This is a genomic window from Clostridium sp., from assembly GCF_036646415.1.
Classification (GTDB): Bacteria; Bacillota; Clostridia; order Clostridiales; family Clostridiaceae; genus Clostridium_J.
The window spans coordinates 14474-35370 of sequence record NZ_JAVXMF010000004.1 but is presented as its reverse complement, the minus strand read 5'-3'; the positions used below and the strand labels follow the sequence as shown (position 1 = coordinate 35370).

Annotated in this window: 24 protein-coding genes and 1 pseudogene; 20 read left to right on the top strand and 5 right to left on the bottom strand. The window is 29.0% G+C overall.

Going from position 1 to position 20897, the window contains the following annotated elements; all coding sequences use genetic code 11:
• Positions 1-493: 493 nt before the first annotated feature.
• Complete coding sequence (locus tag RSD37_RS03985; protein ID WP_346945408.1) at positions 494-1444, bottom strand: HAMP domain-containing sensor histidine kinase; 951 nt, start codon at positions 1442-1444, stop codon at positions 494-496.
• Between the two features lie 920 nt (positions 1445-2364).
• Between RSD37_RS03985 and RSD37_RS03980 the strand changes: the two genes are divergently transcribed.
• The 5 genes from RSD37_RS03980 (at position 2365) to RSD37_RS03960 (ending at position 5837) form a co-directional block, all read left to right on the top strand.
• Positions 2365-2766, top strand: coding sequence for a DUF4430 domain-containing protein (locus RSD37_RS03980; protein WP_346945407.1), 402 nt, complete (start codon positions 2365-2367; stop codon positions 2764-2766).
• 1 nt (position 2767) lies between these two features.
• Positions 2768-3277: a hypothetical protein gene (locus RSD37_RS03975; RefSeq protein WP_346945406.1), complete on the top strand. Its 510-nt coding sequence runs from the start codon at positions 2768-2770 to the stop codon at positions 3275-3277.
• Positions 3278-3611: 334 nt separating this feature from the next.
• Positions 3612-4166 (top strand): GNAT family protein, encoded by a 555-nt coding sequence (locus tag RSD37_RS03970; protein WP_346945405.1) that lies wholly within the window; start codon positions 3612-3614, stop codon positions 4164-4166.
• 481 nt (positions 4167-4647) lie between these two features.
• Positions 4648-5169: an NUDIX domain-containing protein gene (locus RSD37_RS03965; protein WP_346945404.1), complete on the top strand. Its 522-nt coding sequence runs from the start codon at positions 4648-4650 to the stop codon at positions 5167-5169.
• A 119-nt stretch (positions 5170-5288) separates the two neighbouring features.
• A complete protein-coding gene (locus tag RSD37_RS03960; RefSeq protein WP_346945403.1) occupies positions 5289-5837 on the top strand; it encodes a GNAT family protein in 549 nt (182 codons plus the stop codon).
• Positions 5838-5914: 77 nt separating this feature from the next.
• Here the strand turns inward: RSD37_RS03960 and RSD37_RS03955 are convergent, their stop codons facing one another.
• A complete protein-coding gene (locus RSD37_RS03955; protein ID WP_346945402.1) occupies positions 5915-6703 on the bottom strand; it encodes a hypothetical protein in 789 nt (262 codons plus the stop codon).
• Between the two features lie 279 nt (positions 6704-6982).
• Here RSD37_RS03955 and RSD37_RS03950 point away from each other — a divergent pair, with 279 nt between their 5' ends.
• The 9 genes and pseudogenes from RSD37_RS03950 to RSD37_RS03910 all read left to right on the top strand — a co-directional run bounded on the left by RSD37_RS03950 (position 6983) and on the right by RSD37_RS03910 (position 12138).
• Entirely contained in the window at positions 6983-7351 is a 369-nt protein-coding gene (locus RSD37_RS03950; RefSeq protein ID WP_346945401.1) for a YbaN family protein, read from the top strand.
• 371 nt (positions 7352-7722) lie between these two features.
• Positions 7723-7995 (top strand): ribosomal protein L7/L12, encoded by a 273-nt coding sequence (locus RSD37_RS03945; RefSeq protein ID WP_346945400.1) that lies wholly within the window; start codon positions 7723-7725, stop codon positions 7993-7995.
• A 68-nt stretch (positions 7996-8063) separates the two neighbouring features.
• A complete protein-coding gene (locus tag RSD37_RS03940; protein ID WP_346945399.1) occupies positions 8064-8471 on the top strand; it encodes a nucleotidyltransferase domain-containing protein in 408 nt (135 codons plus the stop codon).
• 17 nt (positions 8472-8488) lie between these two features.
• The gene (locus tag RSD37_RS03935) at positions 8489-8953 is read left to right on the top strand and encodes a HepT-like ribonuclease domain-containing protein (protein WP_346945398.1); all 465 of its coding nucleotides are present in this window, start codon (positions 8489-8491) and stop codon (positions 8951-8953) included.
• A 324-nt stretch (positions 8954-9277) separates the two neighbouring features.
• Positions 9278-9391: pseudogene (locus tag RSD37_RS03930) on the top strand (hypothetical protein); the annotation flags it as partial.
• Between the two features lie 229 nt (positions 9392-9620).
• The gene (locus RSD37_RS03925; protein WP_346945397.1) at positions 9621-10412 is read left to right on the top strand and encodes an aminoglycoside adenylyltransferase domain-containing protein; all 792 of its coding nucleotides are present in this window, start codon (positions 9621-9623) and stop codon (positions 10410-10412) included.
• A complete protein-coding gene (locus RSD37_RS03920) occupies positions 10391-10735 on the top strand; it encodes a hypothetical protein (protein WP_346945396.1) in 345 nt (114 codons plus the stop codon). The genes RSD37_RS03925 and RSD37_RS03920 overlap by 22 nt, the downstream gene beginning before the upstream one ends.
• Positions 10736-10782: 47 nt before the next feature.
• On the top strand, positions 10783-11421 hold the full coding sequence (locus RSD37_RS03915) for an HAD family hydrolase (RefSeq protein WP_346945395.1): 639 nt from the start codon (positions 10783-10785) through the stop codon (positions 11419-11421).
• Between the two features lie 138 nt (positions 11422-11559).
• A complete protein-coding gene (locus RSD37_RS03910; RefSeq protein ID WP_346945394.1) occupies positions 11560-12138 on the top strand; it encodes an MgtC/SapB family protein in 579 nt (192 codons plus the stop codon).
• Between the two features lie 159 nt (positions 12139-12297).
• On the opposite strand, the gene RSD37_RS03905 is transcribed toward RSD37_RS03910, so the two are convergent.
• Both RSD37_RS03905 and RSD37_RS03900 read right to left on the bottom strand, forming a co-directional pair.
• A complete protein-coding gene (locus tag RSD37_RS03905; RefSeq protein ID WP_346945393.1) occupies positions 12298-14316 on the bottom strand; it encodes a M56 family metallopeptidase in 2019 nt (672 codons plus the stop codon).
• Positions 14313-14702, bottom strand: coding sequence for a BlaI/MecI/CopY family transcriptional regulator (locus RSD37_RS03900; RefSeq protein ID WP_346945392.1), 390 nt, complete (start codon positions 14700-14702; stop codon positions 14313-14315). Before RSD37_RS03900 ends, RSD37_RS03905 begins: the two co-directional genes overlap by 4 nt.
• Before the next feature lie 320 nt (positions 14703-15022).
• On the opposite strand from RSD37_RS03900, the gene RSD37_RS03895 reads away from it, so the two are divergent.
• The 6 genes from RSD37_RS03895 (at position 15023) to RSD37_RS03870 (ending at position 19519) form a co-directional block, all read left to right on the top strand.
• Positions 15023-15514, top strand: coding sequence for a MogA/MoaB family molybdenum cofactor biosynthesis protein (locus RSD37_RS03895; protein ID WP_346945391.1), 492 nt, complete (start codon positions 15023-15025; stop codon positions 15512-15514).
• A 19-nt stretch (positions 15515-15533) separates the two neighbouring features.
• Complete coding sequence (gene moaA, locus RSD37_RS03890; RefSeq protein WP_346945390.1) at positions 15534-16544, top strand: GTP 3',8-cyclase MoaA; 1011 nt, start codon at positions 15534-15536, stop codon at positions 16542-16544.
• Positions 16545-16627: 83 nt separating this feature from the next.
• Positions 16628-17119, top strand: coding sequence for a cyclic pyranopterin monophosphate synthase MoaC (gene moaC / locus RSD37_RS03885; RefSeq protein WP_346945585.1), 492 nt, complete (start codon positions 16628-16630; stop codon positions 17117-17119).
• 51 nt (positions 17120-17170) lie between these two features.
• Positions 17171-17602: an MOSC domain-containing protein gene (locus RSD37_RS03880; protein ID WP_346945389.1), complete on the top strand. Its 432-nt coding sequence runs from the start codon at positions 17171-17173 to the stop codon at positions 17600-17602.
• Positions 17603-17817: 215 nt separating this feature from the next.
• Positions 17818-19017 carry an MFS transporter gene (locus RSD37_RS03875; protein ID WP_346945388.1) on the top strand — a complete coding sequence of 400 codons (1200 nt, stop codon included), beginning with the start codon at positions 17818-17820 and terminating at the stop codon, positions 19015-19017.
• Positions 19018-19168: 151 nt separating this feature from the next.
• The gene (locus RSD37_RS03870) at positions 19169-19519 is read left to right on the top strand and encodes a zinc ribbon domain-containing protein YjdM (RefSeq protein WP_346945387.1); all 351 of its coding nucleotides are present in this window, start codon (positions 19169-19171) and stop codon (positions 19517-19519) included.
• A gap of 219 nt (positions 19520-19738) precedes the next feature.
• On the opposite strand, the gene RSD37_RS03865 is transcribed toward RSD37_RS03870, so the two are convergent.
• On the bottom strand, positions 19739-20800 hold the full coding sequence (locus RSD37_RS03865) for an endonuclease/exonuclease/phosphatase family protein (protein ID WP_346945386.1): 1062 nt from the start codon (positions 20798-20800) through the stop codon (positions 19739-19741).
• Positions 20801-20897 lie beyond the last annotated feature (97 nt).

Sequence of the window (20897 nt, the reverse complement as noted above, 5' to 3'; positions counted from 1 at the left end):
AGCTCCATGTAAAATAAGAAGTATAAAAGATTGCCTTAAATCTAGATATAGAAAAATAGTAACAATCATAACATTTATAATATAACAGTGAATTTGATGAGTAATATATAGATTTGATATAGATAATAGAATAGAATATAAAAGCATAATAACTGAGAAAATATTAAATAAAATGTGCTGATATTTAATATGCTTATCTTTATCACAAAATTTTATTTTCCTATAGCAAATTATCCATAACAAGTTAAAAGTTATATATAATAAGCGAAGCTTATTAGGGAAATAGGGAAAAAATGGAATAATTATATTAAATATTGAATCGGATATTGATAGCAAAGACATTAATAGTGTTATAATAGAAATATTAAAGCAAACTAATAAATTATGATTAAGCTTAAAAGTATGTAAGTCTTCAAATTTACTCATGGTTTTTCCCATTTTACAACACCTCTTTAAAAAATAAATTTTATATTTACAATAATAATTTTAACAATTATTGATATATGTCAGAAAATTCAACTTGTATTTTTGATATTTTATTATTATGAGGTTTCTTAATCAAAAATTTATTTGTATCATTAAAAGAATTTATTTTTATATCAGGAAAGGAGATTATAAATTCGCTACCTTCTCCTGGAGAACTTATTAAATTAATTTTTCCCTCATGCATATTTACTAGAGATTTTACAAGTGAAAGTCCTATACCGCTGCCCTCAGAATTTCTTGACATGGACTTATCAATTTGAATAAATCTATCGAATATTGCCTTTTTCATGGAATCATCTATACCTATACCAGTATCTTTAACTGAAATAGTCATATAATCTTTTTCTTCGTACATATTTATAAAAATTGTACCTCCAGCATCGGTAAATTTTATAGCGTTAGATAAGAGGTTTAATATAATTCTTTCAAGCTTATCCTCGTCTATAGCTATTATTTTTTCTTCCACATTTGTGTCGAATATAATGTTTAATCCCTTAGATTTTATAAACTCTGCAACTGAGTCTACAATAGTTTCTACGGTGTAAATTATATCTATGTTTTCAAGTTTAATATCGTAGGCCGATGAATCTATTTTTGTAATGTCTAAAATATTATTTAGAAGTCTTATAAGTCTATATGAATTTTGTTTTATAGATTTAACATATGTTTCAGATTTTTTTATATTAATGTCTTCATTTTTAAACTGTTGAGCTAGAAGTTGTTCAGCTCCATATATTACGTTGATAGGAGTTTTTAATTCATGAGACATATTAGCAAAGAAATCAGTTCTGTTTTTGTCAGATTCTAAGAGTTTATAATTAATTTCTTTAAGAGATTTTAGTGTTAAGGATAAGTCTTTATCGCTGTTAAAGGATTTATAAAAAGAAATATATTTAAATCTGATGCAAATAAAACTTAAAATATTGAAAATAATTATATTAGTAACATTAATGGACATAATAGTACTATTAGGCATAAGTTGAAACATAATGTAAATATAAAATATCATAGAGGGTAGTAATAGAAGCAATGATTCAAGTAAATTATGAAAAATAAACAGGCTTATACCCAAGATGACAAGTAGATAACCGGCTAGTAAGTAAGAAAATATTAAGCTGTTTATAGATATAGTCATTACAAAAATAAAATAGAAAACTAAAAATGTGTAATAAAATATACTGTTAATTATTAAATTTTTACATTCTTTATGTAAAAGATATTTATAAGTAATTACATATAAACTATTAAACACAAAAAAAATAATGTGCAAATTTACAGAGGAAGATAAAAACATTATTTGAGTAGTATAATTAAAAATTAATAAAAATAGACTGAAAAAAAGTGTAACTAAAGAAATTACATAACAATTTTTTAAATTTATATTTACTCTATATGTAGTAAAATTACTATATTCATCAATTTTATTATTCATATTTTGTTCCTCCATAAAATATTATATGTACTTAATAAATATAACATATAAAGAAAAAAAAGGAATAATAATATAATGGATGGACAAATTATATACTTTTATAGAAGAAAGAAATATTGCTCTTATATGACAATTTACAACAAGATTATCTAATTTTGAACACTAATGTATAAAGCCATAGATTTGCTTTTTCATATAAAATAAGAGTTGTTTAGTAAATTGAAAAAAAACACTAAAAATGAACAAAATGTTAAATTTTATTTTTATATAATTTGAATATAAAAGTCAACTAAAAAATAATATATTGATTTTCATAAATAAATATGATAAAGTAAGATTGATTTCATAAAATGAAATCTGTAGTATATAGTTAGTATGAGAAGGTTCTCTCTTTCCTTAGTGAAGGAGAGTTGTTTTATTTTTGAATTTATTAGGAGGATATAATTATGAAAAAAAATATGAAATCAATAATAATTTCCTTAATAGTTATTGTTATTGCACTAAGTGGGGTTTGGCTTTATAAGAGTTATAATTCTAAAAATATGGTTAAAGGAAATAAAAACATAGAAGTTACTGTTAAGAGTGAAAGAGATAATCATGAAAAGACTCATAAACACTCAACAGATGCTGAAACTTTAGGGCTAGCTTTAGATGAGATGGGTATAGTTGAGGTAGATGAATCTCAGTCTAGTAGATTTGTAATAGCTGCAGATGGCTTACAGGTTGATGCTAACAAACAGGAATGGTGGAATTTAAAAATAAATGGTGAAAATTCTCAAACAGGAATTGATGATACGCCAATAAAAGATGGGGACAAAATAGAGCTTATACTTACTATTGGTTGGTAGTATGTATAAGACAAAAGATATAATAATACTATCATTACTGGCTGCACTTATGTTTGTGTTGCAAGTTATGATGAGTGGAATACCCAATATAGAGCCCGTATCTTTTCTGCTAATAATATATACCTTGGTTTTAGGTAAAAGAACTTTAATAATAGTAGTAGTTTTTAATTTTCTATTGGTTCTTGTTACTGGAATGGGAACTTGGTGGTTTGGATATTGGATTGTATGGCCACTACTTGTAATAATAGTATTATTGTTAAAAAGGATAATAAAAGAAAACTTTTTAGGCTGGAGTATAGTGTCTGGTTGTTTTGGAATGATATTTGGTGGATTATATTCAATTTCATATATATTTACTGTATCTAAAACCTTTGCTATGACTTATTGGATAAATGGAATACCTTATGATTTAATTCATATGGTAGGAAACTATTTTATTATGCTTATGCTTGGTAAAAGGATATATTTAATTTTGAAACTCATGGTAGAGAAACATAATATGGTTAATTAAATTAAGTATATGTATATTTACTGTTAAATTTAAAAAAGATTATTTATAAATATGAACTTAGCATACCATAGCCCAAAAGTAGAAGTATTAAACATAAACAAATATTAATAGGATAGAAGAACTCTGAATTTATCAGGGTTCTTTTTGTAGGAAATTTAAATGAAACTGTTGATATATAAGGTGAAAAAATGAAAGTGACTATCATCAATATTAAAGTATGATAAGTAATGTTGATGAGATTATTATAAATTAGTAGTGTAATAAAATTTAATTGATGTGATATAATTATTGTACAATAGATAATAAAGGTTTAAATGCATGGGGGGAATTATTTATGAAAATATTAGAAACAGAAAGATTGATTTTAAGACCATGGAGGCTAGCGGATTTAGATGATTTTTATGAGTATGCTAAGAATACTAATGTGGGACCTAATGCAGGATGGCAGCCTCATGAAAACAAGGAAAAGTCTCTTGAAATATTAGAGTCTTTTATTGAAAAGAATGAAGTATGGGCAATTGTAAATAAGAAAAATAATAAAGTAATTGGTTCAATAGGAAATCATGGAGATAAAAAAAGATCAATATCAGATGCGAGAATGATAGGATATGTGCTTTCAGAGGACTATTGGGGCAAGGGTATTATGTCAGAAGTTGTGGAGAAAGTAATAAAACATTTATTTGAAGACCAGGATACTAGTATTATTTCTATTTATCACTATCCACATAATGCAAGGTCTAGAAGAGTTATTGAAAAGTGTGGATTTAAATATGAAGGAACTCTAAGAATGGCTAGTGAGATATATGATGGAAGTATTTATGATGATGTTTGTTATTCTATGACGAGAGAAGATTATATAAAATATAATTTTGAAAATGCAGTAGTATAATAGGATACAGGTAGTACAGCAATAATTATGAAGCAAAGACAATTATCTTAACAAATAATAGTGAGTCAGTAAGATACTAAAAATATTTTACTGGCTTTTATTGACTTTAACCTAAGGCGAAGGTTTAAAATTATAGTTGTAGAGAGAAGTTAGAGTATCAAAATATACTAGATATTGGTGTTGGTACAGGAAATCTATCAGCTAGATTTCTAAAGTATGGAAGAAAATTAAATTATAAAAGAATAGATAAATTTAATTATGTGGTGAAAGTTTAGGTATATGAAAATAAATTTGTTTATATACTTAAGATAATCATATGAAAAATTTGTAATAAGAATAATAAGTAGGCTTTTAAAAATTATAAGATAAAATTAGGTGTATAGATGTATTGTCTTGTGTTATAATATATAGAAATAATTGCAATAGTAAGATTTTTCTGATAAATAAATATTATTAATAGCAGAACAAAGGAGGAGTTAGCATGGTTTTTAATGAAGTATTAGGAGTTTTAGAATTCGATAAAAAAAATACAAGGATAACTTCAAGAAAAGCTATTAGGGGAGTTGCTATTAATAATGGAAAAATATTAATGGTACTTTCTAACACCGGAGATTACAAGTTTCCAGGTGGCGGTGTAAAAAAACATGAAGATGAAAAAGCTACATTAATCCGTGAAGTTTTAGAGGAAACAGGCTATAATGTTACAAAAATAAGAGAAAAGGTAGGGTTAATAATAGAGAGAAGTTGTGATAAGTTTAAAAAAGGTGCCTTGTTTCAAATAGAATCTCATTACTATTTTTGTGATTTAGGAGAAGAGGTTACAAATCAAAAGTTAGATGATTATGAAGCAAAGTTAGAATTCACACCAATATGGGTAGACATAGATAAAGCTATTGAAAATAATGAAAAACTACTTAATAACCCAGGTAAAAACATTAATTCATGGATAGCTAGGGAAACTCTTGTATTAAAACTGTTGAAAGACAAGGTTATGAAGCTGTAAGATATTTAAACGTATTTTCCACATTAAAAGGATAGTTATATAAGGATAAATAATATAGAAAATAGAGTGTATATAATAGATTTATGTTTAAGGGAAAGTAAGAATATGGGGGATAAATCATGAAAGAATATAATGAAATTTTTATAAAGAACTCAAGACTTGAAGGAAGTAGAATAATTTTGAGATCTTTTACACCTGAAGATAAGGAAGATATATATGAATATGCTAGTGCTGATATTGTTACAAGGTATTTAACTTGGCCATCAATTAAAACCTTAGAGGAAACAGAAAAAATTATTGCAAATTTCTATTTAGGAAGACCAGGAATCTTTGCAATAGAGCTAAAGTCAGAGAATAAATGTATTGGATGCATTGATATAAGAGTTAATGAAGCTGATAATAAAGCAAGTTTTGGATATGTGTTAACTAGAGCATATTGGAATAATGGATATATGACAGAAGCATTAGAATTAATCTTAAACTTAGCCTTTACAAAGTTAGAAGTAAATCGTGTAGAAGCAACACATTATGTAGGAAATTCAGGTTCTGGAGAAGTTATGAAAAAGTGTGGTATGAAGTATGAAGGAACCGGAATACAAGAAGTTATAGTAAAGGGTGAATACTTTGATGTGGTTCACTATGGGATTATTAAAAGGGACTACAAATAAACTTAAAAACATTTTAAACTATATACCTTACCAATTATAAACATTTGGTAAGGTCTTTATATTATTTATTCATATACTTAAATACAAATTAGGTAATCTTCTATGGGTATTATTCCTGTGGCTGCCATTAAAGTTCCATTAAGATTTCTATCCCTGTACCTACTATCCTCATTTACTAATTTTTCTACAGCCTTTTTACTAATATCTATAAATATAAGGGATTTTATCTCTGGATTTTCTCCCTTTAATATTAGAACTTCATTGTGATGAACTAGCCTCTGAGCAAGTTCATCCTCATTAATGAGTAGCTCCATCTTAAAAATAGCCGATAAGAAATTATCCTCGCCACCACTTTTTAAAACATAGGGGTTTAATGATTTTACAATTCTAGCATCCGCTACGTCTATCCCTAACTCCTCAAAAATTTCCTTCTTTATATTATGATGTAAATCAAAGACATCTCCCTCAATATCATTCTTATCTATACCCCCACCTATGAGCTGTAATTTATTTGGCGCTGCAGTACCAGTGTTCATTACACCTATAGCAAACTTATTGTCAATAGTTTCAATTAATACTGAAGTATGAATAACTCTACAATCAGGTACAATAAATTTTTTTCTGTGAATTGTATATAGAAAATGTGCATAGTCAGTTAGTGAAACGAAAATATTTACTTTATTCTCATTGATCTCTATATTGGTTATGGTATATGCATCACCTCTAAAAAAATGTTCATCTTGAAGCTTTAGCTGTGCCCAATGTTTCTCCACCTCACTACTATAATTCTCAGGTAAGGAAATTTTATTTTTTGTATAATATACCGCAATCCTATCATCATATTTTGATATAATAGTATCTCTCATTATCTAACCCCCTTAATTTTTACATCTACTATCAATTCTATTACAAAATAACCCTAAATGGAATATATTTAAATTATTAACATAAATATGATGAGTGTAAGTGCTTAGTATAATTGGGAAAATACTGCAATAATCATAACAATATTTATCAAAAATCTTTTATTTTCAATTTAGAATTTTAGGTGATATATTATTAGTAGTTAGATTCTCACGATATTTTATTGTAATTTTATCCTTTGATTATCTATGAAGATAAGAAAATGTTTTAGGGGGATAACCATGAATAAATGTAAAAAAATTATGTATGTATCTTTAGGGTTGATAGCTTTTGCGCTAGGAGCTTTAGGGGTTATACTTCCAGTACTTCCAACAACTCCATTTTTATTACTTGCGTCCTTTTGCTTTGTAAGGGGATCGAAGAGATTTGACAACTGGTTTAGGGAAACAAAAATATATAAGAATCATTTAGAAAGTTTCGTAAATGAAAGAGCCATGACTTTAAAGAAGAAGATAACTATACTGTTACTTGCAGATTTTATGTTGGCATTTCCATTGATTATAGTAGATAACTTAGTGGTTAAAGGAATGATTATTGTAGTAATTATTTCTAAATTTTACTATTTTTTCTTTAAAATTAAAACTATCTAGTTCAGCATAAGTTTAATATAATCTACATAATAATTATTATAAAACTTATACTGGGATGGTTAAAAGGTACGAATACTCATGATTTTAAAAGGAGCATTAAGAGATTCTCAACTAAGAAAATTATGACACTGTAAATAAGGAGTTTAGATGCGAAACTATAAGTTATTAAGAAGTGTAAGCTAGGGCTGAGAAAGTCCTAGCTTATTTTGACAAAATTATTATATCTTAAAAGAAAAATATGCTATTATTAGTATATAATACAAATGATGAATGAAATATGCTGTATATTTTGGTGTATTAAATGTTTTTATAAAATATTTTTTACTAGAAATAAATTAACTATAATTACAGAAATATGGAGGAGAAAATAGATGGAACAAGCAATTATTTTATTGTTATTAGTAATAGCAACGGGACTTACATGTGAAGTTAGTAGTATAAAGCAAAATATGGTGCGTATGGAGGAGACTTTGAATAAAATTGCCAAGGAAGCTGGAGTATGGGAGCCACTTATAGAAGATAGTGAACTTCAAATCCTTATTGGTGAAGGTAAAAAGGTTAAAGCTATTAAGAAGCTAAGAATGGCTACTGGAATGGGATTAAAAGAGGCCAAAGAATACGTGGATAATTTAGAAAACAGTTAAATACATAACTTAACTTAAATAATTTGGGTTATAATAAAAGATAAGATATTACTTGGGAGGTGAGGAAATTGTTTAGAACAAGGCACTTAGAAGAAGTAAATAGGGATGAAATTATTAAACATATAACTGAGTATTTAATAAATAAAGAAAACATAGTAGGTGTTTATATTTTTGGTTCTTTTGGAACTGATGACTTTAATAGTCAAAGTGATATTGACATCGCAATACTTCCCAAGGGTGAAATATCATATTCGCAGTGTCTAAAATTAAATTCAGAATTGGAAGATACCATAGGCATTCCAATAGATTTGAATGATATAAATGCCTTGCCAGAATATATTCAAGTACAAGTTATAATGCGAAATTATCAGTTATTCATGAAGGATTGTATAGAAGAAGAAAAATATCTAGATAGATTGAATCATTGGATAAAAACTGAATTTCCATTTTGGAAAAAGCTTGTAGGATGCAATTAGTATAGGGGGACATCATAATGAGAAAAATAAATTTAACAAGATTAAATATAACAATAAATAAGATAGAGAAATGTGTAGATGAATTGAATCAATTTTACGAAGAAATAATTTTGGATAACTATGAAAATAATGAAATAGTAAAACGCTCAATGGAATTATCATTTAGAAGTTTATTTAAAAGTTTTCAGGCATTGGTAGAAGATTATATTTCTATTGTATTAAAAACTTTGAGTGTAGATGTAAGTAAATTATACTTTAGACAGTGTTTAGAGTTATGTGTTGAAAATCAGTTTCTATCAGAGAAGTTTGTAGAAGGTTTCAAGCCATCAATAAAGCTAAGGAATGATATTGCACATGGTTATGATATACCAACAACAGAAACACTAGTTGAATTCTACAAAGAGAATAAAGATATGTATAGTAGGTTTTTAGTAGATGTAAATAGATTTAAGGATACGTTATCCCAGGATGAATTGTTTTAAGAGTTTAAGATTGTAAGGAATAATAATTTTACTAGAGCATATATTAATATTGACAAACTCTAAAAAGTGAAAATTTCAATCTCTGATTTGATGAATAAATTAGGATGGTAACACAAAGTTTTAACTCTCGTTCCTAAGATTAATTTCTTAGGAGGGGGAGTTTTTAGTTTTACTCCAAATTTTAATTTGCTTAAGTAAAACTAATTCCACCGAAGGTGGAGAGGTGAAGTTTCCTTGAGACCAAAGGGAAGAAAAATCTTTCAAGAAGATAATATAAAGGAGGAATATATTATGAATATTTTAATTTGAGGATCATGGCCATATGCAAATTGGTTATTGCACATGGGCCATATAGCGGTATTATCAACAAGAGACGTGACAGCAAGATTTTTTAGATTTAAAAGCGATAAAGTATTGTATATTTCATTTACTATTTGAAAGACTTAATAAGAAACTAGTTGAGGAAGAAGTGAGTAAAGTGAAGAATCGTGATATAAAAGCATACCATGTGTATTTTGAAGAAAAGGGAATATATGTGGTATACTTATATAAATATAAATCATAAGTAGTAAAATCCTTGAATTGTAATTAAAGATAATAGGTAATAATTGTTATTTACCTGTAAGAATAAAAATAGTTCTATTAATTGTTTTCGGAGGTTGTTAGTATGAATTATAATGAAATTCTTCAGATAATTAAAACTGAATATGAAAGAATTTTGAGTGATAATTTAGTTGGTATTTATGTCCATGGATCAATTGCTTTTGAATGTTTTAATGAGGAAAAAAGTGATATTGATTTTATTGTAGTGATAAATTCAGAGATTGATTCTAATGCTAAAATTAAACTTCTTAATTCATTAGAATCATTGAGAAGTCAGTCACCATCTAAAGGGCTAGAGATGAGCGTAGTACTTAAAGAAAACTGCATAAACTTTAAATATCCTACACCTTATGAATTACACTTTTCAAATTATTGGCTAAATACTTATTTAAATAATTCAGAAGTAATGTGTTCTGATGAAACTAAAGTAGACTATGATTTATCTGCACATTTTACAATTATCAGGAAGTTTGGAATTGTATTATGTGGACAGCCTATTAAGGATGTATTTGGAAAAGTAAAAGAGGAATATTATATTGATAGCATAATGAGGGATATTGGGGATTCAAGGGATGAAATCTTGGACAACACAACTTATGTGGTATTAAATCTATGTAGAGTCTTAGCTTACTTGAAGGAAAAATTAATTTTATCAAAAGAAGAAGGCGGAAAATGGGCATTAAGGAATATAGATAATAAGTATCACAAATCTGTAAAAATTGCACTTGAAGATTATAAATCAAGCAAGAGTGTTAAGGTTAGTGATAAAGAAAAAGTATATTTTAGTGAATACATGTTAGTGTGTATAAATAATAGAAGGTGGGGAAGAGACAATTGGTTGGAAAGTATAAAGTAGTAACTCTTTGTGGGAGTACAAAGTTTAAGGATGAATTTATAAGAGTGCAGAAGGAACTAACATTGAAGGGTATAATTGTAATTTCAGTTGGGCTATTTGGACACGCTGATAATGAGTTTGGAACTGTTATCACTGATGAAGTAAAGGTTATGCTTGATGATATTCATAAGAGAAAAATTGATATGGCAGATGAGATATTTGTAATCAACAAAGGTGGATATATCGGATCAAGTACAAGAAGTGAAATTGAATATGCAAAAGAATATGGTAAGAGAATTGTATATCTAGAATCAAATTATGAAAAAATATATAATATAATCTAAACTTTGAGATACTAATTTTAAAATGGATAGTTAAGGAGTGAATTAAGATGACAGATAATATAATTGATAGTATTATATTTGATTTAGATGGCACTATGTGGGATTCATCAGAGCAGATTATGGGAACATGGAGTAATGTTAGGGTTAAATATAAAGAGATAAGAAATGAAATAACCATTGAAGATTTGAAAGGGGTAATGGGACTTCAAATTAAAGATATTGGGAAAAAATTTTTTCCTTATTTAGATGAAGAAAAGCAAATGGAAATATTAAGGTATTGTTGTAAATCTGAGTGTGAGTATCTAAGTGAACATGGTGGGAAATTATATGATAATTTAGAAGAAACTCTTGAAAAATTATCTAAAACATATAAATTATTTATAGTTAGCAACTGCCAAGAGGGATATATACAAGCTTTTTTACATGCGCATAAGCTAGATAAATATTTCGTAGACTTTGAATATCCAGGACGAACTGGGCTTACAAAGGGTGAAAATATAAAGATTATAATGAAGAGAAATAACCTTAAAAACCCAATATATGTTGGTGATACTGAGGGAGATTATAAGGCTGCAAAGCTTGCGGGAATACCTTTTATCTATGCTAAGTATGGATTTGGAGATGTGAAGGAATATGATTATAAGATAGATAATCTTAGCCACATATTAGATTTAAGATTTCATTAAGATTAAACAAAACATGATTATGTAATATAATATAAGTAAGATTCTAAACTGAGATAAATGGTTACTGAAACTATTTGCACTTTTGTTTTATTAAGTTGGTAAGGAATAGTTTGAATAATTATTAAAGAAAGAGGGAATATGGATTATAGAGTAATTATTGGAAGGCTTATGATTGGGGTAATTGTAGGTGGATTAGTGGGATATGAAAGGGAATTTAAAAATAGTGCAGCTGGATTTAGAACTCATATATTGGTATGTTTAGGAGCGACTATAATAGCAATAATTAGTGAACTAAATTTAGAAAGAGCTATGGAACTAGCTACAAATCCAATATATCAAGATGTAATAAAGGTTGATATGGGAAGGCTTGGAGCCCAGGTTATTAGTGGAGTAGGTTTTTTAGGCGCAGGAACTATACTAAGGGATAAAGGATCTATAAAAGGACTAACCACAGCAGCCACATTATGGGTTGTTGCGTGTCTTGGACTTGCTGTTGGACAAGGATATTATATTTTATCAGTAACGGGAGCAATAATGGTATTTATAATATTAAAGTTTTTTACAAGGGCAGATACTGCAATAAAAAAAGAAGGTAAAAAAAGAAGACGAAGAAGAAGAGAATTAATGGAAGATACAATTGTAACTTGTAGTGATAGTGAAGATACGAGGGAAGAAATTTTTATTGAAGAAGAAAATCACACAACTACAAATTTATAAAAAATAGCCACCAGGTAGGGATATACTACTTGGTGGCTATTTGAATGTTTATTATTCTAGTAGATTACATTCAGTTTTATAGTTTACAATAAGATATAATTCGTTTAAAACACCAATGAAAAACATAAATACACACATTTCTATTTTTCTGGCGAAATGTTAGCCACCCAATATTGTTATCCACCAATTCTCATCTGGTTCTCCATCTGACTTAAGACCTTCCACATACCAATGAACTACATTGTTTTTTGTTCCAGAACCTATATATAGCCATCTTGTAGTTTGACCTTTACCAAAATCTGAAGTTCCTGGTTCGGTAACATTAAATTCAAGTTCATACCACCCCTTATTATCTCGAACTTCTGATTTAACTATTTTTACGTCTTGAATTTTTATTGTGTCCCACATTTTTTGTCCTTCAGCTATACTGATGGAATTAATTGAATTAAAAGTCATAGTTCCTATTAAGGAATAATTACTATCTAACATAGCTTGTATATATGCATCACAAACTTCCTGTGGGGTAGCAAAAGTTGTATTTAAAGCTACTTCATTAGTACCTTCATTTTGTGAGTTAGATGAATTAGCATTTTCAAATTTATAGTAATTCTTATTTGATACTATTCCATTTATTTCTTTGAAGCTAGAAACAAGCCACTTTTCATTTTCTTTTGTTAATGAAATATTACCATCTAAAATCTGTTCTTCCACGTTTCCATCTTCATAGGTTAAGGCAACCTTAGTTGAATAAAAATAATTATAATAATCTTTCATAACTTCTTTGTTACCAGCATCCTCTAGGGTTATTTCTTTTACTTCAACAGTACAACCATACTCCTTAGCTGCCATTACATTTCTAGTAACGTATCTATTTGAAATAAGATCAGTTCCAGCATCAAATGTAATATAATCATTAACTTGTTTTAAAAGTATATTACGCATTTCTTCTTCAACTTCATCGGTAAATTGAGCAATCCCTGTAGTAACGGGCTCTTTATATTTTTTATTTGTTGTTGCATCTTCTAATAGTGCATCAAATTCCGTTAACATAGTATAATCATCAACTTCATAATAGGCTTTTAGAAATGCTTTTGCAGTATCTTCAGTTGAAGGTTTCTGTGACTTTTGGCAAGCAACAAGAGAAGAGCTTATTAGAATTACAGATAGTATAATACATAAGGAAGCAATTCCTTTACGCTTTTTATTTGTATCAAAAATATTTTTGAATCTTTTTTTCATGGTTTCTACACCTCCATTAAAATGAGTTGAGAAAATTGTATTGTGATTTGGAGTGAAATGCATAACAGCTAATATAGCATCACTATACTTAGCCTTATAGGACATATCCATATTCTTTACAACAAGGTCATCACAATAAAATTCAATATCTTTGTTTGCCTCTTTAACCATAAAGTATACTAATGGGTTAAACCAGTGGATTGCATTGGCGATAGTCATTAATAACTTATAGCTTATATGGTGACCTTTGAAATGAATTAACTCATGCTTTAGAATTACTGACAAATCCTCAGCACAGAGATTTGTGCTTGGTAGGAGTATTACAGGCTTTAATAGTCCTATTAGCATGGGACTTGAAACCTTTTTGCAAGTCATAACTCTAATAGGTTTTGTAATAGTCATATCACCACAAAGCTTATGGAATATGCTCAATGTTTTTTCATTTGTTACTGGTATACTCCAACGTAGAGTTGCTTTTCTAAATACAAAATAGCTAATAAGTTCATTTGTTATAAAGGCGAATACACCAAGAAGCCATATTATAGATATCACATTTAAGAGAGATATATTTATAGAACTTAGAAAGTTCTCCTTTGGTATAGGGTTAATTTTACTTGAATTTACTGAAGTATCTAAGGTATTAGATTTATCTAAAGTGTTTTTAATATCTGGAGTTGTAGATTTATCTGAAGTTATATCAAGTGGAAAAGCATAGGATGCAGTTTCAAGCTGAGGAGGTACTGTTATGCTTACAGGTGACTGGGGTAAATTAAAGTTTAAAGGTATAATTAATCTAACTGCAATCACTAGCCATAGTAAATATCGCCATTTAGAAGTGTAGTTTTTCTTTAGTTTAGAAGAGAATAAAAGTAAGGGTAGAATTACAATTGATGATGTAAGGGTAATTTCAATAATCGCAAGAAAAATCTTCTCAATCATTGTTTTCCCTCCTTAGTTTTATCTAGAAAGATTCTCAGTTCTGAAAGTTGGTCTTCATCAACTTTATCACCAGCATATAGAGCAGCAACAAAGTTTTTAAGGGAGTTGCCATAAAGCTTTTCTAACATGGATTTACCCTCATTTTGGAGATAGTCATTTTCCTCTACTACAGCAGAGTAAATGTTGCTTTTCCCTTGTTTTTCTGATTGAACAAAGCCCTTGTCTATAAGTCGAGATAGTAATGAAAGTATTGTTGTAGCAGCAAGATTTTTCTTCTCATTAATACGATTTTCAATGTATGCTCTTGAAACTGGTTCAGCTACTTCCCATATCACTAGCATCACATCGAGTTCTGAATCAGGTAGTCTTTTTATTTTTTTGCTCATAACAATCCTCACCTTCTACAAATGTAGTAGTTATATTTATATTATATAAGTTTAGTAAAAAATTGTAAATAGTAAAGTGAAAAAAATATATGTGAAACCTATAAAAAATCCTTAGAGTAACTAATTTTAAATTATAGTTATTTTACAAATTATAGAATGAATGTGATATAATTGATAATAATATAAAAACTGATGAGGTGGTCAGAAACTTTATACAACCGTCAGTCATGGCCGTATATTATTCTGGCGAAACCCGTTCATAATCAAAATTTACTAAAATATAGCAAAGAATAAAATTAACATGATAAGGGGGCATATTTATGATAAAAGTTGGAATTTTAACTGTAAGTGATAAGGGATTTAATGGTCAGCGAATAGATGAAACTGGACCAACACTTAAGGCATATCTGAAAGAATATGGATATGAGGTTGAGTATTATAAAATAGTTTCAGATGAAATGGAAGATATTGAAGAACAGCTTAAATATATGTGCGATGTCCTTAGAATTCCATTAGTTATTACCAATGGTGGAACAGGACTCTCTAAAAGAGATGTAACGCCAGAAGCCACCGCAAAGGTGGTAGAAAAATATGTGCCGGGTATAGGGGAAGTTATGAGAATGAAGTCTCTGGAGATAACTCCAAGAGCTATGTTATCTAGAGGAATTTCAGGAATTAGAAAAGATTCATTAATTATAAATCTTCCAGGAAGTCCAAAGGGAGCTAAAGAAAATTTAGAGTTTGTTCTCCCAGCACTAGCTCATGGAGTTGAAATTTTAATAGGACAGGCAACTGAATGTGGAAGGAAGTAAAAAAGGAAGGGGAGAGACTATGAAGGATGCCCAGGGACGTGATATAAATTATTTAAGAGTTTCCCTTACAGATAAATGCAATTTGAGATGTATGTATTGTATGCCAGATGCGAATTGTAATCAAAGTGAGATAAATACTAATATGTCTATAGAAGAGATAAGTGAAATTATTAGAACATTCGCTGAATTGGGGATCGATAAGGTTAGATTTACAGGTGGAGAACCTCTTGTAATAAAGGAGCTATCCCAAATAATCTATAATACTTCTCAAATAATAGGTATAAAAGATATAGCATTAACAACCAATGGAGTTTTTCTTGAAGAGAAGATAGAAGAGCTTAAGAAATCAGGGTTAACTAGAGTTAATATAAGTATGGATACCTTAGATGAGGACAAGTATCGAAGGATAACGGGAAGAGCATATCTTAGTAAGGTTAAAGCTGGAATTAGAAAATGCTTAGATCTTGAAATTACTCCAGTAAAAATTAATGTAGTTATAATGAAGGATATAAATTCAGAGGAAATAGATGATTTCATTCACTTAACTGAAGAATTACCTGTAGATGTTAGGTTTATAGAGCTGATGCCAATAGGATCAGGAGCGGATCTTTTTAAGAACCATTTTATATCTTCAACAGAGATATTGGACAATCATCCAGAGCTTATACTTCAAAGTCGTAAAAAATCATCTACAGCAGAACTCTATAGGACTAAAAATGGGAAGGGTAATATTGGATTTATTACGCCTTTAAGCTGTAAATTTTGTAATGAGTGTAACAGGGTTAGGCTAACTAGTGATGGTGTAATCAGACCTTGTCTTCATGGAGAAGCGGAGTATGATGTACTACCATATGTTAGAGAAGGATTAAATAATAAGGATGGAATGGATGAGGATAAAAATTTAAGTTTAGCACATGGAAGTCTTAAGAAAAAGATTTATGAAGCAGTGTATAATAAGCCTTCAGAACACACACTTTTAAAGGATGGAAGAAGTAAGAGTAGTAAAAACATGTTTCAAATTGGAGGATAAAATATTAAGTTTTATATTTAATTTTGTTTAAGGATGATAATAAGGTTTTAAATCTTGGAGGAAAAATTATGGATTATAATTCTATGGAAAAATTGACACATATAAATAGTCAAGGTAGAGCCAAAATGGTGGATGTTAGTGAAAAGCAAAAAACTAAAAGAGAAGCCATAGCCTGTGGGTCTATTTATATGAAAAAATCTACGCTTGAAAGAGTGGGAAGCGGAGAAATTACTAAGGGTGATGTACTAGCAGTAGCTCAAGTTAGTGGAATCATGGGAGTAAAGAAGACTTCGGATATAATCCCAATGTGTCATCCAATAATGATCAGTGGTTGTGATATTACATTTAGTCTAGATTATGAAAAGAATAAGATTGATATAACAGCCATCACAAAAACCATAGGAGAGACAGGCATAGAGATGGAAGCTTTAACAGCGGTGTCTGTGGCAGCACTAACTATATATGATATGTGTAAGGCCATTGATAAAACTATGGTTATTGGGGACATAAGACTACTTAGAAAGATAGGTGGAAAGTCAGGAGAGTTTAATAGAACTGAGGAAAATATATCATAATAAATTAAGGAATATAAATATAAAAGTAGTTAAGAAAAGTGGGTGAAATAAATGGCAAAGGTTATTGGAATAAATATTAGTACTAAGAAAGGAGTTGTAAAGACTCCTATAGAAAAAGGATTTTTCAAGGTGGATTTTGGCCTTGAAGGAGATGCTCATGGAGGAAATTGGCATAGACAAGTTAGTCTTCTTGGAGATGAAAGTATAAAAAAGCTTAGAGGAAAAACTATAGTAAAACTTACTCCAGGAATATTTGCAGAAAACATAACTACAGAAGGAATAATATTATATGAACTTTCCATAGGAACAAAACTTTTAATAGGACAGGTTATCATGGAGGTAACTCAGATTGGCAAGGAGTGCCATAAGGGCTGTGAAATAATGAAAACCACAGGTGATTGTGTTATGCCAAGAGAAGGAATATTTACAAAGATATTACAAGAAGGTTGGATATTGCCAGGAGATGAAATTGTGGTATTATAGTAGGGAATACTATTCAAAATTACAAATAAGATAGTGTAGAATTTAAAATCCATTGATAATCTTAATGATATAATAAAATCCTTCAAATTTGAAAAGTATTAGAGATAATTGAAAATTGTAAGGATGAAAACATAAGAGAAGTAAATGATTCTTTGAAATTGATTAAGGATGACATTCAGAAAAGATAATAGATTAAGACTTTAAAGGAGATTTATATGAAACATAAGAAGCAGATTGGGGTATTTAGTGGTATTTATATATTGTCATACTTAGCTTACTCACTAGGTTTAACGCAATTCGTGCCATACTTAACTAGTCTTGGATATTCACCAGTAGAGAGAGGTATATTACTTTCTTCTATAGCTGTAGTTACTATTATAGTTCAATTAATATTTGGATATATATCAGATAAGTATAAAACAGTAAAAAAACTTTACATAATTGTACTTATCTTTTTTGCTATTGCTACTTATTTATTTTATAGTTTAGAGGTTAAATATTTTATATTTCATTTATTATTAATTGCTCTTTCAGGTGGATTTTTCAATCTTGCCATGGGTATGGGGGACAATTGGATTTTAGAAACTAATGATCATATGAGACAGATGTATAGTGCAATTAGAGCCTTCGGATCACTGGGATGGGCATTAGGAAGTACTTTAGTGGCATATGTAATAAATCTTTATGGATATTATGGAATCAGTGTAACAGTAATGTTTATCACCGTCATAGTTCTTGGATGTTGTTTGTTTCTAGATGATGCTTCAAAGCGTTATGATAAAAATATAAATCCAGTTACTAAAGCAGATGTAATAGAACTTTGCAAGAATAAATCCTATTTATTAGTGGTTATAATATTGTTTTTATTAACATGTGTGAATACCTTTAATACATATACTACGGTGGATAAATTAATTTTCCTCGGAGGTAGCAATAAAGATGTGGGAATCATGTGGACTATTAAAGGATTAGTAGAAATTCCTATGTTTTTTGCAGGAACTTTAATTTTACGTAAATTCAAAGCTTCGGGCATATTGATGATTTCAGCAGTTATGTTTACGATACAATTTATTCTTTTTGGATTTGCCACAAGCATTAATACAGTGATTATTCTTTCAGCCATGCAGGTAGTTACTTACCCACTTTTATTAATATCCTCAAAGGTTTTAATTGATAATTTATCCAGTGAATTCTGTAAATCAACAGGTCAATTGGTAGCCATGAGTGTATATAATGGGGTGTCAGCCCTTATAATACCTTATCTGAGTGGAGTTTTAACAGAGCGGGTTAATGTGAACTTTACGTTATTCTTTGCAGCAGGATTAGGAGTAGTAGCATTCTTACTTACATTTCTAATTAAAAAATCAAGAAGAAATTCAAGGCTAGGGTGTAGTGGTGGTTTGTCAATAGAATAAGACTATGATAGTATATAAGCATATATGGAACTCCATATATGCTTTTGTAAAGTTCAAGTTTGTAATTCCTATGATTACGAAGTTGCAAAATAAAACTAAAGATAATTCTAATATATTAGAATTACTAATAACGAATGGAGGAAATGAAATTATGGCTAATTTACCAAATTGCCCAAAATGTAATTCAGAATATACTTATGAAGATGGAAGTCTTTTTGTTTGTCCAGAATGTGCTCATGAGTGGGGAGTACAAGCAGAAAGCGAAAATAATGAAGATATAAACGTTATAAAAGATGCAAACGGAAATATATTACAAGATGGTGATTCTGTAACAATAGTCAAAGACCTTAAAGTGAAAGGCTTTTCATCATCAATAAAGCTAGGTGCAAAAATAAAAAATATACGCTTAGTTCATGATGCAGCTGATGGACATAATATTGATTGCAAAATTGATGGTTTTGGAGCTATGAGTTTAAAATCTGAGTTTGTTAAAAAAATATAAATGAATATTTAGTACAATAGAACGGAAATAATTTTTATTATTATAAGAATTCAATAGGTAGCCTTGAGGCTACCTATTTTTATGCATATAGAAATAATAATGTTGTATTGATAAAACTTATTAGATTTTCAGATGAGGACAAGAGAAATGTTCATAAAGTTTGAGCTACTATAAGTAGAAAATAAAAAATAGGGTGCTATATATACACCCTATAATATATTATTTTAATTTAAATTTTACTGTTACAGGATTATGGTCAGAGTATTTAAACTCCGCATTTGTACCAGTAGTTGAGATAACTCCTACGTTGTCTGATACTAAGAATCCATCTATAATTGAAAGTAAGTTTTCTCCCTTAGTATATGGCGTTGCAACGGTTCTAGAGGTTGCAATAGTTTTGTCATAGGCCCAAGTGTATCCACTAGGAACGAAGTCTTTGGGAATATCTTGTAGCCAATCTGGCCACTCCTCAGTAGTCGGGAAATCAAGGGCGTTTGTTCCAGGAATTTGTTGATTCCAATCGCCACCGATTATAACATAATTCCCTTTTGCATATTCTTCTTCAAGTAGGGTTTTGATGTATCCAAGTTGAACCTTACGTATTAAGCCACCTTCATCATAGGCAGATAAATGAGCATTGATAGCTATAAGTTCCTTACCGTTATCTACAGGCAGTCTGTTCACAACCATGGCTCTATCGAGGTCACCTAGTTGAACCAAGAAAGATGATTTTCCAGGTAAATCATATCTAGTACTAGAAGTAATATTAAATTTTGAAAGGGTAGTAAGCCCAGCTAAAACTTGTCCATGAGGTTTAGAAAGAGGAATAGGAACCCATGGAGATTTATAGTTTATAGCAAAATTACTGCTATAATCAGTAAATTTATTCTTTATTCTTTGTAGCTGATCAATTTTAAAGCTTCGAGTAGCCTTTACATCAACCTCTTGTAAAAATACTAAGTCAGAATTTAAATTCTCAATTATGGATTCTATACCATCAAGATTTTCTAAAGCTTTTTCTTTACTTGAGCCACGAGACATAATGCCTCCATCCATGAAGAAATCTACAAATTCGTCCATAGTACCATAACCTATGTTAAAAGTAGTGATGCTTGTCTCTGTATTAGCCTTAATAATTTTATCTTTATTGTTTTCTATGTCGACAGATATTTTTTCTTCTGGTTTATAATCAGTAATAATCATAAATACTATATATCCAGCAGCTAAAATAATAATTGCTAGAATAATAGTTATTACAATTTTTGATATTTTCTTAACCATAAAAACCTCCTTATAAGATATTGTATTAATATTTTAATATATATACTTAAATTATGCTATGTTTTACTTTAAATATATTTACATAAAAGTATAATAT

Bases quoted from the DNA above. Each gene is read 5' to 3' on its own strand.
- RSD37_RS03985 (WP_346945408.1), bottom strand. From the start codon at position 1,444: ATGTCCATTAATGTTACTAATATAATTATTTTCAATATTTTAAGTTTT.
- RSD37_RS03980 (WP_346945407.1), top strand. From the start codon at position 2,365: ATGAAAAAAAATATGAAATCAATAATAATTTCCTTAATAGTTATTGTT.
- RSD37_RS03975 (WP_346945406.1), top strand. From the start codon at position 2,768: ATGTATAAGACAAAAGATATAATAATACTATCATTACTGGCTGCACTT.
- RSD37_RS03970 (WP_346945405.1), top strand. From the start codon at position 3,612: ATGAAAATATTAGAAACAGAAAGATTGATTTTAAGACCATGGAGGCTA.
- RSD37_RS03965 (WP_346945404.1), top strand. From the start codon at position 4,648: ATGGTTTTTAATGAAGTATTAGGAGTTTTAGAATTCGATAAAAAAAAT.
- RSD37_RS03960 (WP_346945403.1), top strand. From the start codon at position 5,289: ATGAAAGAATATAATGAAATTTTTATAAAGAACTCAAGACTTGAAGGA.
- RSD37_RS03955 (WP_346945402.1), bottom strand. From the start codon at position 6,703: ATGAGAGATACTATTATATCAAAATATGATGATAGGATTGCGGTATAT.
- RSD37_RS03950 (WP_346945401.1), top strand. From the start codon at position 6,983: ATGAATAAATGTAAAAAAATTATGTATGTATCTTTAGGGTTGATAGCT.
- RSD37_RS03945 (WP_346945400.1), top strand. From the start codon at position 7,723: ATGGAACAAGCAATTATTTTATTGTTATTAGTAATAGCAACGGGACTT.
- RSD37_RS03935 (WP_346945398.1), top strand. From the start codon at position 8,489: ATGAGAAAAATAAATTTAACAAGATTAAATATAACAATAAATAAGATA.
- RSD37_RS03925 (WP_346945397.1), top strand. From the start codon at position 9,621: ATGAATTATAATGAAATTCTTCAGATAATTAAAACTGAATATGAAAGA.
- RSD37_RS03915 (WP_346945395.1), top strand. From the start codon at position 10,783: ATGACAGATAATATAATTGATAGTATTATATTTGATTTAGATGGCACT.
- RSD37_RS03910 (WP_346945394.1), top strand. From the start codon at position 11,560: ATGGATTATAGAGTAATTATTGGAAGGCTTATGATTGGGGTAATTGTA.
- RSD37_RS03905 (WP_346945393.1), bottom strand. From the start codon at position 14,316: ATGATTGAGAAGATTTTTCTTGCGATTATTGAAATTACCCTTACATCA.
- RSD37_RS03900 (WP_346945392.1), bottom strand. From the start codon at position 14,702: ATGAGCAAAAAAATAAAAAGACTACCTGATTCAGAACTCGATGTGATG.
- RSD37_RS03895 (WP_346945391.1), top strand. From the start codon at position 15,023: ATGATAAAAGTTGGAATTTTAACTGTAAGTGATAAGGGATTTAATGGT.
- moaA (WP_346945390.1), top strand. From the start codon at position 15,534: ATGAAGGATGCCCAGGGACGTGATATAAATTATTTAAGAGTTTCCCTT.
- moaC (WP_346945585.1), top strand. From the start codon at position 16,628: ATGGAAAAATTGACACATATAAATAGTCAAGGTAGAGCCAAAATGGTG.
- RSD37_RS03880 (WP_346945389.1), top strand. From the start codon at position 17,171: ATGGCAAAGGTTATTGGAATAAATATTAGTACTAAGAAAGGAGTTGTA.
- RSD37_RS03875 (WP_346945388.1), top strand. From the start codon at position 17,818: ATGAAACATAAGAAGCAGATTGGGGTATTTAGTGGTATTTATATATTG.
- RSD37_RS03870 (WP_346945387.1), top strand. From the start codon at position 19,169: ATGGCTAATTTACCAAATTGCCCAAAATGTAATTCAGAATATACTTAT.
- RSD37_RS03865 (WP_346945386.1), bottom strand. From the start codon at position 20,800: ATGGTTAAGAAAATATCAAAAATTGTAATAACTATTATTCTAGCAATT.